The organism is Kitasatospora sp. NPDC002227, from assembly GCF_040296285.1.
Taxonomy (GTDB): domain Bacteria; phylum Actinomycetota; class Actinomycetes; order Streptomycetales; family Streptomycetaceae; genus Kitasatospora.
Genome location: NZ_JBEOWY010000091.1, coordinates 1 through 12,460 on the forward strand (window position 1 = coordinate 1; position 12,460 = coordinate 12,460).

Here is a 12,460-nt window from a genome sequence, read left to right on the forward strand (position 1 = left end):
GCGACAGCCGGGCCACCGGCCTGCCCGTCACCCGTCTGACAAACCGAAACGGCCCGCCGGACAAGCCGACGGACCGTCACGAAAGATCGAGGCTAGAGCATAAAGGGCAATCCGCCCACATTAAACGCCCTCTCAGAGCCAGCCGTGTCGGGCTGCTTTGATGCCGGCTTCGAAGCGGCTGGTGGCGTTGAGGCGTTCCATGAGGGAGGACATGTGGCGGCTGACTGTGCGTGAGGAGATGCCGAGGCGTTGGCCGGCGGCGTCGTCGGTGAGGCCGGCGGCGAGGAGGCGGAGGAGTTCGCGTTCGGTGGTGGTCAGGCCGTTGGCGGGGTCGTTGGGGCGGGCTGCGCCGAGGGGGACGGCAGTGTTCCATGCCTGGTCGAACAGGTCGAGCAGGGCGGTGAGGATGCCGGGTTCGGTGACGTGCAGGGCGCCTTTGCGGGTGTCGGCCGGGTCGACGGGGACCAGGGCCTGGGTGCGGTCGACGACGATCAGGCGCTGGGGTATGACGGGGGCGGTGCGGACCTCGCTGCCGAGGCTGAGGAGCCAGTGGGCGTAGGCGGTGGTGTGGGGGTCGTTGCGGGTGGCGTCCTGGTAGAGGGATTTGATGGTGACGCCGCGGGCGATGGCGTCGGCGTTGGCGGGGCGTCCGGCGGCGAGGTCTTCGGGGCGCATGGCGGGGCCGGGGTGGACGCCGAGGACCTCGATTCGGGCGTCGCGGCCCATCTGTTCGAGGCGGGCGTGGATGGCGTCCATGCCGAGGAGGCGTTCGCCGTGGGCTGTGCGGTGTTCGGCGCGGTCGGCGACCAGGCGGGTGACGGCGGCGCGGGAGGCGGCGAGTTGGGCCTGGCGGGCGGCGAGTTCGGCCTCCTGCTGGGCGAGCACGTCGGCCAGGCCGATCTCGGGGCTGACGGCGCGCATCTGGCCGGGGTGCTCGCTGGAGGCGCGCACCAGCATGAGCGCGGCGAGTTCGTCGAGGCAGTCGTGCACCTGGGCCGGGCTCAGGTCGCAGGCCGCGGCCAGCTGGTCGACGTCCATGCGCGGGCGGTCGAGCATGGCCGCGTACAGGGCGCCCGCCGTGGCGGTCAACCCGAGAGTCTCCAGCACGATGTGAGCCCCCCGGCGTCGCAGTACTTTGCTTGATCAGAACAGCGAGTCGGTACGTCTCGTCTCGCTCGCCCACATGCTCGCGGAACGGGGCCGCCGCCGTCAAGACGAGACGACGCGTCTCGTGAAAGAATCTGTGGATGGCACAAGCCCCAAACCCCGACCTGCGCAGCCTGCGCTCGCACCGCGCCATCCTCGACGCCGCCGTCGAGCTGGCTATCCGGGACGGCTATGCCAAGGTCACCGTCGAAGCCATCGCCCAGGCCGCCGGGGTCGGCAAGCAGACCATCTACCGCTGGTGGCACAGCAAGGCGGCCGTCCTCCTCGAGGCCCTCAACGACCGAACGGGACCGGCCGCCCGGGTCCCGGACACGGGCGACCTCGCCACCGACCTCGCCACGGCGACGCGGGCCGTGATGCTGCTCTTTAACACGCCGCTCGGGACGATCTGGCGCGGCCTGATCGCCGACGCCCAGAGCGACACCCGCCTGGCCGAGAACCTGCGCACCAGCTTCTTCGAACCCCGCACCGCGCGCTGGCAGGAACGCCTCGACGCCGCCGTCACGGCCGGCGAACTGCGCGCCGACGTCCCGACGCAGACGATGGTCGAACTCCTCTTCGGTCCCGTCTACTACCGCCTCCTGCTCGGCACCGCCCCCCTCGACCCGGACGGCACCACCGCCCGCGTCGACTACCTCCTCAACGGCCTCCGCGCGCGCTGAGCCGTACCGGGTGACGGCCGGGCGAATGCGGGCCGCTGCCGGGAGCGTCCGGCCAGGGGCGCGCCGCCCGTGCGCCGTGCCGTCGGCCCTTCCGCCCGAAGGCGGGCATTCCGGCCCGCGATTCATGTCATGGACATGATCTGACGTCGTGACCTCGCCAGGCGACTTGGCGACAGCCGGAAACCCTTCCCGGGGGTTCCCGCCTGGGCGAAGCTATTGATCGCCGGCAGGGAACACCCCGAACGGCGACCGGACGAAGCGTCAACCGCGGGACGCCTCACCGGTACATAGCCACCAGTCAGCCCCACCGAGTCGAACAGGACCACTGCCATGTTCCGCACCCGCATCGCCAAGGCCGTCGCGGTCGCCACCCTCGCCCTGGGCGCCGTCGCCCTCCTGTCCTCCGCAGCCGTCGCCCAGACCGCTACCGGGACTGCCGCCCAGGCCGCCCCCGCCCAGGTCGTGTCCGCCGACAACCTCACTTGGGGGTGATGCGGGCATGGACGTCGTCTACGCCAGTCTGAGGCGCAGGCGCCCCGAGCCCGCCCGGGTCGGTGAGGTGGCGGAGGTCGTCGGGGCCCTATGGGCCCACGCCCTCCCCGCCGACGGGCTCGAACACGCCTCAGCCCGCAGCGAGGACGACCGCATCGACCTGCTCCTCTACCTCCTCACCCGCACGCCGACACCGCCCCACCTCGCGGCACCCGACGCCGTGCAGCGGGCAGATGCCCTGCTCGCCCGCTGCCACCAGGCCTCACCTCGGCTGCATCAGCGCTACCTGCCGCCGGAACCGAACCCGGCAACCGGCGACCACGCCACGCACTGACACCTCGCCGCCCCAGGGCCCGCCCTCCTCGCCGACGGACTCCAACACGCCTCCGCCCGCAGCGAGAACGACCGCACCGACCTCCTCCTCTACCTCCCCACCCCCACCCCACCCGCCCCGGCTGGCCCCACGGTGCACGGCACCCTGCAGCGCGCACGCCCGCTGCCACCAGGCCTCGCCCCTCCTCCGCCTGCAATACCTGACCCCGGGCACCGATACGGAGCCCGACCGCCACACCATCTGACCGCGTCCGCCGCCGCAGGCCCCACCGCCGCCCGCGGAGCCCGCGCGCCGTAAGACGCCAGGCTGCTCCCACCGCTCCGAGCGGCCCTCCGGCCACCCACGCCTCGCGCACCGGACGCGCCCTGCCCCTCACGGGACACCCCCATCGCACTGCAGATCTCGCACGCCCGCCGCGCCCCATTCCAAGCCTCGGCTGCTCCTGCAGGGCAGCCGTCCAAGCCCGGGAACGGGTCAAGCCCACCCGATTCACCCATCTGACGAAACATCAGATCCAATCTTCCGACGGGAAACCTCTCATGTCTGTTCGTAAGCGCAGCACCGCTGTTGTCGCCACCTTGCTCTCCGCCGGTCTCGCCTCCGCGGTCCTGGTCGCCGTGCCCGCCCACGCCGACACCGTCGTGTCCAACGGCGAGTCGGTCACCTCCACCGGCACGCTCGGCAACGGCGCCGCGCCCGGCGGCCCGGTCACCCGCTCCCAGGCCCTCCAACGCGCCCAGGACTGGGTCAACAATGCCGTCCCCTACAGCCCCAACAGCCTCCAGGCTCCCTACGGATGGTGGGCCGACAGCGCGACCGGCGGCCGCTACCGCGAGGACTGCTCCGGACTCATCTCGATGGCCTGGCAGCTGCCGAGCAGCCTGATCACCGACACCCTTCCCAGTGTCTCGACGCGGCTCGGCAGCCTCAACGATCTCCAGCCCGGCGACGCGATAAACAGCGCGAAGCACGTCGTCCTGTTCGCCGGCTGGACCGACAGCAGCCACACCGTTGCCAACGTCTACACGGAATCGGGCACGGCCTACCCGACCCGATACACCACCTACACCCGCTCCTACCTGGACAGCCTCGGCTACTACGGCCTCCGCTACAACAACATCACCTCCGGGAATCCTGCGCCGGCTGCGACGTGGAAGGCTCAGGTGTTCGTGGAGGGTGGGACGAATCTGTTCCAGGCGACTCGTGAGTCGAGCAATGCGAGTTGGACGGGGTTCGGTGATGTGCAGGCGGCGGCGAACAGCATCGGCGGGGTCCACGCGGTGGCGGCGGCGGGTGTGGACGGGGACACCCAGGTAGTTGCGCTGGGTGGTGACGGCCGGCTGTACCACGCGATCCGTAACGCGGACCGGACGTGGAAGCCGTTCGCGGACATGTCCGGTGTCACGGGTGGCGCGCTGACGAACGTGACGCAGGTCGCGGCAGTGTCCGTCGGCACGGATCTGCACATCCTGGCGGTCGCGAACGGCCGGGTAATGCACGCGATCCGGCACGCCGACGGCTCGTGGGTCGGTTTCGGTGACGTCGAGGGTCAGGCCGGCCAGCTGGGCACGGTCACGGCGGTGGCGGCCGCGAGTTCGCAGGGCGAGCTGCAGGTCATCGCGGTCGCGGACGGCAAGGCCTATCACACGGTGCGCAGCACGGCGCAGGCGTGGGGGCAGTGGGGTGATGTCGCGGCTGCGGCCGGCGGCTACTCCGGGCCGGTGTCGTCGGTGGCGATGGCGGGTGCCGGCAACGACGTGCAGATCGTGGTCACCACCGACGGCGGCGCGCACCAGTACCACGGTGCCCGTTTCGCGGACGCGACCTGGCAGAAGTTCGCGGACCTGAGCTCGGTCCTCGGCCCGGTGACCGTGACGTCGGTCGGTGCGGCGGGTGTCAACAACGAGTTCCAGCTGGCCGCGGTCACGAGCGACAACCGTGTCCTGCACACCATCCGCCACTTCGACTCGAGCTGGGACGGCGCGGGGGCGATCGACCTGACCGGCGTCACCGGCGACCACAACGGCATCGCCATCACCGGCACCCTGTCGAACTGACCCACCACACCGACATCAGTGCTGCCCGGCCACCAAGCCGGGCAGCACTCAGCCATCAACACCCGCTCACGCCCACGCTGCCAGGTGATCGGCCAGGTGGGGCACCACCACGGGTCGATCTCTTCCAGCGCCCGCCGCCGCTCGGGCAACAGCGCCCCCGGCTTCCGCACCCTCCACCAGGGCGCCGGCCTGGCCCGCGGCTGGACCGAGAAGGTCCGCGGCGTCGCTACGGTCGAGGCCACGCCGGATCGCGGCCTGGATCATGCGTCGCTTCGACTCCCTGACCGCTGGCGAGCGCACGCAACTCGACCAGGTCCTGGTCGCCTGTCCAGACCTTGCCGTGGCCGCTGAGCTGGCCCGCGACTTCGCCGCCATCACCCGCGAACGACGCGGCTCCGAGCTGCCGACCTGGATGGACCGGGCCCTGGCCAACGGCCCGCAACCGATCCAGTCCTTCGCTGCCTTCCTGCAGAACGACTGGGACGCCGTCATCAACGGCCTTACCCTCAAGTGGAATTCAGGTGCTGTCGAGGGCCAGGTTACGAGGATCAAGCTCATCAAGCGCCGCTCATACGGTCGGGCCTCCTTCTCTCTGCTGCGGACGCTCGTGCTGGCCCCACCTCCGTAATTGTCACGAAATGTGTGTCACAGCCATTTTCAACGAGCCTCATCACTGGTCGGCCTGCAGGACTTTCCGACCGGCGCCTGTCTGGACTCCTCGCTGCTCCTAACCGAGTACCTCAAGGACCACGGCCTGCGCGGATGGAAGTGTCTGGCGGGCGAACGGCCGTACAAGCCGGCGCTGCCGGAGAGCCATGCCTGGCTGGAGCGCGACGGGCTGATCGTTGACATCACCTCCGACCAGTTCGAGGACTCCCCGGGCCCGGCGGTGTGGGTTACCCGCGACCGCACCTGGCATGCCCAATTCCGCGACCGGTACGCCCCGGGACTGCTGCTGCGCCCCGAGGACGACGAGCGCCTCGACGCCTACACCGGTCTACGGGACGCCGACCGACTCGCGTAGCCGACCCGGTGGTCAGCGCAGGCGGACCTTGCCGTCGGGGCCGATGGTCACGGTGAACTCCTTGCCCTGACGCATCCGGAAGAGCCTCTGCAGCTCGTCCACGTTCAGAGTGGGCTTGACCACCGGCTTGGCGTCACCGTCTCCCCAGGTGGAGTCGGTCAGGAAGGCCGCCGCAATCGTCCGCGCCACGTCAGCTCCCTGCTCCCCGGTGTCCTGCCCGTCACTGTAGACGGGCCGGACGCCCTGCGAGAAGCTCTCTGCCGCTGCCGGCGGGCGACCAACTGCGTGGGCAGAAGCGCTGACAGGCCGCCAGGCCGTGCCTACAGTCTCCGCACACACCACGAGATCGGAGAGCAGAGATGACCGGCGACAGCAATTGGGGCGGACTCACCGACGACACCCACTGGGGTGGGCTTGTCGACCGCGACACGTACTGGGGCACGTTCACCGACTCCCTCGGGGGTGGCAGCGCCTCTGGTGACTCCGGCTGGAACTTCCGGCTCGCGCCGTCGGCACCACAGTGCTGACGTAGCGGCGACACGAGCGGTACACCGCCAGTGTACCAGCGGTGTACCATCGCGGTATGGCTGATGCGACGATCAAGGTCTCCCCTGATACACGTGACCGGCTGGCCGCCCTCGCGGCGGCCCAAGGCACCACGATCGGCGCCCAGGTCGCCCTGCTGGTGGAGCAGCAGCCCACTGCGGAGCAGATCGCCGAGCGCGTCGCGGAGGGGCGCCGGCTGCTGCGGGAGCACTTCGGGATGACCCTCACCGACACCGAGCTGGACCAGGGCCCGGACCTGCTTCAGCGGGTCTACGGCATCGCCGCGGAGGACGCGCGCGCCAAGGTCGCCCCCAGGCGCAGCGCGTGATCATTCTGGATTCCAGCGCCCTGAAGGCGCTCGCGGACGGGCACGAGCGTCTGCAGCGGATCGTGGACTCCGCGCTGCACAGTCCGTTCCAGCATCTGCTGGTGCCGGTGCTGTGCCTGGTGGAGGCGGAGATCAAGGACGAGGGTGCGGCGCACGCGGTGATGGCGCTGCCCTCGCTGGAGTTCGAGCTCTTGGACGCGAGTACCGCCGTGGTGGTGGCCACCATGGTCCGCGACGGGTACGGCGGCCAGGAGTTGGCTCACGCGATCGCCACGAGTCTGCCCACCCCGGTGCGTCCGCAGCAGCACCTGATCCTGACGGCCAACCCGGAGGTGTACCCGCCAGGGATCGTCACCGTCTCCATCGACGACCCTCGCTTGGAGCCGTAGGTGCCGCTGGGGGAGGCAATGGGGGGCGGGCTGGGCGCGGCTGAGGGCGCGCGCGTTCTTGCCACGGAGGTTCTGCCTGCCGTGCTGGCCGGGGCGGTGGCGCAGGAGAAGCCGGTGGTGGTGTTCGTGGCCGGGCAGGCCGGCAGTGGCAAGACGCTCGTGGTGGATCTGGTGCACGCCGCGCTCGCAGCTCGGGGCGGTGCGGTGCGGGTTGACCGCGACGCCTACAAGGGCGTCCACCCCCACTACCCGGGACTCCTCGCCGAGGACGTGCGCACCGCCGGGGTCCGGGTCCGCACCGACACCTACGGCTGGCAGGCCGAGGTGGAGGCCCGGCTGCGGGCGGCTCGGTTCGACGCCGTGGTGGAAGCGGCACTCGGCAGGCCCGAGGAGTTCCTCGCCGAGATCGCCGCGTACCGGCGGGCGGGCTACCGGATCGAGATCGTGGCTCTGGCCGTGCCCGAGGCACTCAGCCAGCTCGGTGTCCTCGACCGCTACCTGCGCCTGGCCGTCGAAGGCCGGGCCCGCTACGTCGGCTGGGACAACCACGACGCCTGCGCCGCCGCCCTGGTGACCGCGCTCGCCGCCGTCGAGGACGGCCGCCTGGCCGACCGGGTCTTCGTCGTACGGCGCAGCGCCGAGACGGTGCTGGAGGTCGTGTACGGCAACGAGCTCGGCCCGGACGGGCAGTGGGTGCGCTCTGCGCGTGCCGCGCACGCGGTGGTCGCCGAGCGCAGGCGCCCGTGGGACGCGGCGACCACCGGGCGGTTCCGCCGGGAGCTGGCCGGGTGCGAGCGCCGCGTGCACGATCCCCGGATCCCGCAGGACTGGGCGCTGGCGGCGGGCCGGGACGCCGAGCGGGCCGCCGCGCTGGCCGAGCCGGTGCGCCGCACTGCCCAGCCGCTCCGGCAGGCGCCCGGGGTGAACTACCACCAGCTCTCCCGGGACGAGCACGACTTCGTCTTCGACGCGATGGTCGTGCCGCTCATGCTGAGCGCGGTCACTACCCAGGAGAAGCCGGTCGTGGTGTTCGTCGCCGGCCAGCCCGGTGCGGGCAAGACCCGGGCTTCCCGTCTGGTCCACCGCAGCCTGCACCGGCCGGTGCACCTGTCCGGCGACGACTTCAAAGTCCTGCACCCCGACTACCTGCGGCTGCTGCGCACCGATCCACGCCGGGCATCGGAGCGGATCCGCACCGACTACCGGGCCTGGCAGGCGAAGGCCGAGGCCTACGTGCGCGAGCGACGCGGGAATCTCGTGATCGAGACCACCCCGTCCGACCCGGACACGTTCGTGGCGGCCGCCAAGGCGTACCAGCGGGCTGGCTACCGGGTCGAGCTCCTCGTCCTGGCCGTCCGCGCCGCCGACTCCCGGCAGGGCACCGCCCACCGGTACGCCCGGCTGACCCGGCGCGGTGTGCCCGGCCGGTTCACCACCGCCGCCGGCCACGACGCCCACTTCGCCGTCCTGGCCGACGTCGTGAAGGCCGCCGAGGAGCAGGCCGTGGTCGACCTGCTCACGGTGGTCCGCCGGGACACCACGGCGCTGTACCGCAGCAACCCCGCCCGGCACCGGCCGCAGCACCCAGCGGCGGCACTGGTGCTGCTCGCCGAACAGGCCCGCCCCTACACCGAGCAGGAAGCCGCACGGTTCTGGGCCGTCCAGCGGGAGCTGCACGCCGCGATGCCGCAGTACCGCGACGACCTGGTCGCGATCGGCACCCAGGCCCTGGCGCTCATGCCCACCTCGCTGCGGCCACGGCCTGTCGACCCGTTCGCCGAAGGCGCCATGCTGCCGGTCTCCTCCGCCCGAGGCGCACGATGGATACGGAGCGGTCGCGCGCGATGCACGTCAAAAGCGGGCGGAGCCGCGGGCTGGCCATGGGACTACTTCGCGGCCGCCTCGTAGGGGTCGATCGGCTGGTAGCGCTGGTGGGCGATTTCCAGCACCCGGGCGGGGAAGCGGGGTCCGGCGACATAGTGGCGGGCCTTGGTCTGGCCGACCGCCTCGAGCAGGCCGCTCTGGGTGAGGAACTGGATGTCGCGGGTTGCCTGCTGGGTGTTGATCGCCTCGGCCCGCTCGTAGCGGGCGCGGCGGACCCGGCCGACCATCGCGACCTCGTGGAGCGCGGTGACCTGCCGTTCGGTGACGCCGAGCGGTCCGGCGTCCGCTTCGAGCGCGATCCAGCAGCGGTTGGAGCGGTCGACGCGGTGCTGCACGCGTTGGGCCTGCTGGTGGTAGGCGAGCAGGTTGAACTTGATCCAAGGCCGGGTGTCGCGCTCCGGTGACCAGACGGGGCCGCCGACGGTACGCAGGACCTTGTAGTACTCCCAGGTGTTGCCGGGCTGGCCGAGCCACTCCTCGATCGAGGAGAACTCCGGGGCCAGGACGCCGCCGCGGGCGATCAGCAGGGTCTGCAGCGAGCGGGAGAGCCGGCCGTTGCCGTCGGTCCAGGGGTGGATCTTGACGAGGTTGAGGTGGGCCATAGCGGCGCGGACCAGGACGTGGGCGTCGAGGTCGCCGTCGTTGAGCCAGTCGACGAGTTCGCCGGTGAGGCCGGGGACGAGCTCGGTGTCCGGGCCCTCGTAGTCGGTGGCGAGCGGGTCGCCCGGGGCGGTGATGCGCACCGCGCCGCGGCGCCACTGGCCGGCCAGCTTGGTGGGGTGGTGGTGGCCTTGGAGCATCCAGTGGAGGCCGTTGAGGAGTTCCTTGGTGTAGCGGAAGTCCGGCGCGTCGTGGAGGGACTGGATCCAGGTCATGGCTTGGCGGTAGGCGAGGGTCTCGGCCTTGTCCTCCTCGCTGGCGTCGACCTCGCTCTCGCCGTCGATCAGGTCGGCGACGGTCAGGGCGTTGACCTTGTAGCCCTCGATCGTGTTGGAGGCGGCGATCGCGCTGGCGGTCAGCGCCTTGCGCAGCTCCTGGGTCCACTTGGTTGGGGCCTGCTGGACCGCGTGGCGCAGCTGGTCGCGCTTGGCGTCGATCTGGTCGAGCACGTCGCGGTCGGCGGGGTCGAGCTCGGGCGTCTGATACAACATTCTTCAATGATACCCACTGGCTATCATTGAGCCTATAGTCTTTCGGCAGCGCGCACCGGGCACCGCCCCGAATCGCGGCGCCCCTCTTCCCGTCGCTTCCGTAGGAGCAGCTGGTGTCCACTGGGCAGGTTCTCCTCCCGGCCGCCGAGTCCGACCGCCTCTTCGATGAGGTGATCGCGCCCGCCTTCACCACTGGTGCCGTCCCGCAGGCGGTTCCGGTGGTGGTGCTGGTGGCCGGGCAGCCCGGCGCGGGGAAGAGCACAGCGGCGGACCTGGTCCAGGCCGCCCTCGGCGCGCGCGGTGGCGCGGTCCGAATCGGCAGCGACCTCTACAAGCCCTTCCACCCCCACTACGCCCGGCTGCTCGCGGAGAACCCGCGCACCGCCGGGCCGCTGGTGCGCGCCGACATTCGGCGCTGGCAAGCCGCCATGGAGCAGCTGGTGCGCGAGCGCCGCTTCGACGCGGTGGTGGAGACGGCGCTGGCCTGCCCGCAGGAGCTGCGGGCCGACGCCGACGCCTACCGCCGGGCCCGGTACCGGGTGGAGCTTCTGGTGGTCGCCACTGCCGCCGCCTGGAGCCAGCTCGGCCTGCTCGACCGCTACCTGGGCGACGGCGACGGCGCGGTGCGGTTCGTCTCCTGGGACCACCACGACGCCTGCACCGCCGGGCTGCTGCGCACCCTGGCGGTGGCCGAGTCCGAGCGCCTGGTCGACCGGGTCAGCGTCGTACGGCGCGGCCTCGGCCTCCTCTACAGCAGCGAGCCCGCACCGGGCCCGAAGCCGGCCCAGGGCAGCCGGGCGGCCGCCGTACTGACCGCCGAGCACCGCCGGTGGTGGGACGCGGCGGAGAGCGCGCGCTTCCAGGACCAGCTCGCCGCCGCCGGGCTGCGCATGCATACCCGCCCGCTCACCCGGGCCCAGCGCCTGGCCGTCGACGCCTCCCCCGCGCGCGCCCAGGCGCTGGCCGAGCCGGTGCGGCGCCTCGCCCAACCCAGCCCGCTGCCGTGCGGGGTCGACTACCACCGCCTCGCCCCGGACCACCACGCCGAGCTGTTCCGCCGCCTCGTCCTTCCCAGCCTCGGCCCCCTCCAGGCGAGCAGCAACGCGCAGCCGACCGCCGTGTTCGTCATCGGGCAGCCCGGCGCGGGCAAGACCGCCGCCGCCGACACCGCCCGCGCCGAACTGCCGGGCTCGGTCCGGCTCTCCAACGAGACCTTCAAGAACGCCCATCCCGACTACGACGCGCTGCTGCGCGTGAACCCGCGCACCGCCGCCAGCACGATCCGCACCGACTGCGGGCTGTGGGCCGAGCAGGCCGAGCGGCTCGTACGGGAGAGCGGCGCCGACGCGGTCCTGGAGGTCGCCCCCGGCAACGCCGCCTCCCTCCTCGCCCGAGCTGCCGCGTTCCACCAGGCCGGGTATTGGGTCGAGTTCCGGGTGCTGGCCGTCCGGGCCGCCGACAGCCGCCAGGGCACCGCCCTGCGCTACGCCTCCGCCCTGCGCCTGGGGATCCACGCCCGGTTCACCTCCAGCTCCGGGCACGACACCTGCTACCGGGCCGTCGCCGACACCGTCGCGGCCGCCGAACGCCACGCGGCCGTCGACCAGCTGACCGTCACCGGCCGCGACGGGGGCCCGCTGACAGCCGACCCAGTCACCGGCCAAGGTCCGACCGCACTGCTGACCGCCAAGCGGCTGCGCCCCTACACCTCCGACGAGGCGCAGCGGTTCCTCACCGTCCAGCGGGCGCTGCTGGCCGCGCTGCCGCAGCACCGGGCCGAGCTGGAGGAGATCACCGCCCTGGGACGGTGCCTGATGCCAGGTCAAGCCGACCCGGGGCGTTCCGGCCGGGTGCTGCCCGCCCTGCCGCGCACCGGCTGCTGAGGCCTACGCTGCGGAGAGCCGCTGTCGCAGGGCTGCGTAGTGGGCCGCGACCCGCGTCAGCTCTTCCGCGCTCAGGCCCGGCAGGCGGTCGAGCTCGTGCAGCGCGGCGGTATGGCCGGCCTGGAGATCGGCCAGCCGGGCCTCGTCCCCGGTCGGCGAAGTCTGCTCCTCGGAGAGCAGGGTGGCGTAGCGGCGGGCGACCGCGTCGACCGCTTCATGGGCCGCAAGCCGCCGGTCGATGTGCTCCTCCAAGAAGGAGAAGTCCGGGGCAATGCGGCTGTCCTCCGGGCTGTCCTGGGTGTCGGGCACGGAGACCGCCTCGGGCACGGGAACTTCCTGGCTTCTGGATCATAGGGCCGGCGCCTTCGAATCTGGCTGGGCCCGCAGCGCGGCCTGCTGCCGCACTGTTCCGCGAGCGGCGGAAGGGGAGGAAGATGCGGGCGTGGTCTCAGCTTGACTCTGTCGGGGATCTTGGAGCTTCCCGGTGTGCCCACCTGACCAGTGGGCATGCTCGGGGTGATCAAAGACCGTGTAGTTGTCGAG

The 12,460-nt window shown here is 71.8% G+C and carries 13 protein-coding genes and 1 pseudogene; 10 read left to right on the top strand and 4 right to left on the bottom strand.

The window, feature by feature from the left end:
• Positions 1-132 precede the first annotated feature (132 nt).
• Positions 133-1,107 (bottom strand): LuxR C-terminal-related transcriptional regulator, encoded by a 975-nt coding sequence (locus ABT095_RS37675; RefSeq protein ID WP_350534139.1) that lies wholly within the window; start codon positions 1,105-1,107, stop codon positions 133-135.
• Between the two features lie 140 nt (positions 1,108-1,247).
• On the opposite strand from ABT095_RS37675, the gene ABT095_RS37680 reads away from it, so the two are divergent.
• From ABT095_RS37680 to ABT095_RS37705, 6 genes and pseudogenes are all read left to right on the top strand, one after another.
• Positions 1,248-1,829, top strand: coding sequence for a TetR/AcrR family transcriptional regulator (locus tag ABT095_RS37680; protein ID WP_350534140.1), 582 nt, complete (start codon positions 1,248-1,250; stop codon positions 1,827-1,829).
• 330 nt (positions 1,830-2,159) lie between these two features.
• The gene (locus tag ABT095_RS37685; RefSeq protein WP_350534141.1) at positions 2,160-2,321 is read left to right on the top strand and encodes a hypothetical protein; all 162 of its coding nucleotides are present in this window, start codon (positions 2,160-2,162) and stop codon (positions 2,319-2,321) included.
• Positions 2,322-2,328: 7 nt separating this feature from the next.
• Positions 2,329-2,655: a hypothetical protein gene (locus tag ABT095_RS37690; protein ID WP_350534142.1), complete on the top strand. Its 327-nt coding sequence runs from the start codon at positions 2,329-2,331 to the stop codon at positions 2,653-2,655.
• A 539-nt stretch (positions 2,656-3,194) separates the two neighbouring features.
• Positions 3,195-4,712 carry a hypothetical protein gene (locus ABT095_RS37695; protein ID WP_350534143.1) on the top strand — a complete coding sequence of 506 codons (1,518 nt, stop codon included), beginning with the start codon at positions 3,195-3,197 and terminating at the stop codon, positions 4,710-4,712.
• 235 nt (positions 4,713-4,947) lie between these two features.
• Positions 4,948-5,340: pseudogene (locus tag ABT095_RS37700) on the top strand (ISL3 family transposase); the annotation flags it as partial.
• A gap of 12 nt (positions 5,341-5,352) precedes the next feature.
• Entirely contained in the window at positions 5,353-5,736 is a 384-nt protein-coding gene (locus ABT095_RS37705) for a hypothetical protein (protein WP_350534144.1), read from the top strand.
• A gap of 12 nt (positions 5,737-5,748) precedes the next feature.
• Here the strand turns inward: ABT095_RS37705 and ABT095_RS37710 are convergent, their stop codons facing one another.
• A complete protein-coding gene (locus ABT095_RS37710; RefSeq protein ID WP_350534145.1) occupies positions 5,749-5,925 on the bottom strand; it encodes a hypothetical protein in 177 nt (58 codons plus the stop codon).
• A 394-nt stretch (positions 5,926-6,319) separates the two neighbouring features.
• Between ABT095_RS37710 and ABT095_RS37715 the strand changes: the two genes are divergently transcribed.
• From ABT095_RS37715 to ABT095_RS37725, 3 genes are all read left to right on the top strand, one after another.
• Positions 6,320-6,610 (top strand): hypothetical protein, encoded by a 291-nt coding sequence (locus ABT095_RS37715; RefSeq protein ID WP_350534146.1) that lies wholly within the window; start codon positions 6,320-6,322, stop codon positions 6,608-6,610.
• Positions 6,607-6,999, top strand: a complete 393-nt coding sequence (locus ABT095_RS37720) for a PIN domain-containing protein (protein ID WP_350534147.1) — start codon at positions 6,607-6,609, stop codon at positions 6,997-6,999. Before ABT095_RS37715 ends, ABT095_RS37720 begins: the two co-directional genes overlap by 4 nt.
• A gap of 81 nt (positions 7,000-7,080) precedes the next feature.
• Positions 7,081-8,907: a zeta toxin family protein gene (locus ABT095_RS37725; RefSeq protein ID WP_350534148.1), complete on the top strand. Its 1,827-nt coding sequence runs from the start codon at positions 7,081-7,083 to the stop codon at positions 8,905-8,907.
• Here the strand turns inward: ABT095_RS37725 and ABT095_RS37730 are convergent.
• Positions 8,886-10,034 carry a Fic family protein gene (locus ABT095_RS37730; protein ID WP_350534149.1) on the bottom strand — a complete coding sequence of 383 codons (1,149 nt, stop codon included), beginning with the start codon at positions 10,032-10,034 and terminating at the stop codon, positions 8,886-8,888. The two genes, ABT095_RS37725 and ABT095_RS37730, sit on opposite strands and share 22 nt — an antisense overlap.
• Positions 10,035-10,147: 113 nt before the next feature.
• Between ABT095_RS37730 and ABT095_RS37735 the strand changes: the two genes are divergently transcribed.
• Complete coding sequence (locus ABT095_RS37735) at positions 10,148-11,917, top strand: zeta toxin family protein (RefSeq protein WP_350534150.1); 1,770 nt, start codon at positions 10,148-10,150, stop codon at positions 11,915-11,917.
• A 3-nt stretch (positions 11,918-11,920) separates the two neighbouring features.
• Here ABT095_RS37735 and ABT095_RS37740 read toward each other — a convergent pair whose 3' ends face one another.
• Positions 11,921-12,244 carry a hypothetical protein gene (locus tag ABT095_RS37740; RefSeq protein ID WP_350534151.1) on the bottom strand — a complete coding sequence of 108 codons (324 nt, stop codon included), beginning with the start codon at positions 12,242-12,244 and terminating at the stop codon, positions 11,921-11,923.
• Positions 12,245-12,460 lie beyond the last annotated feature (216 nt).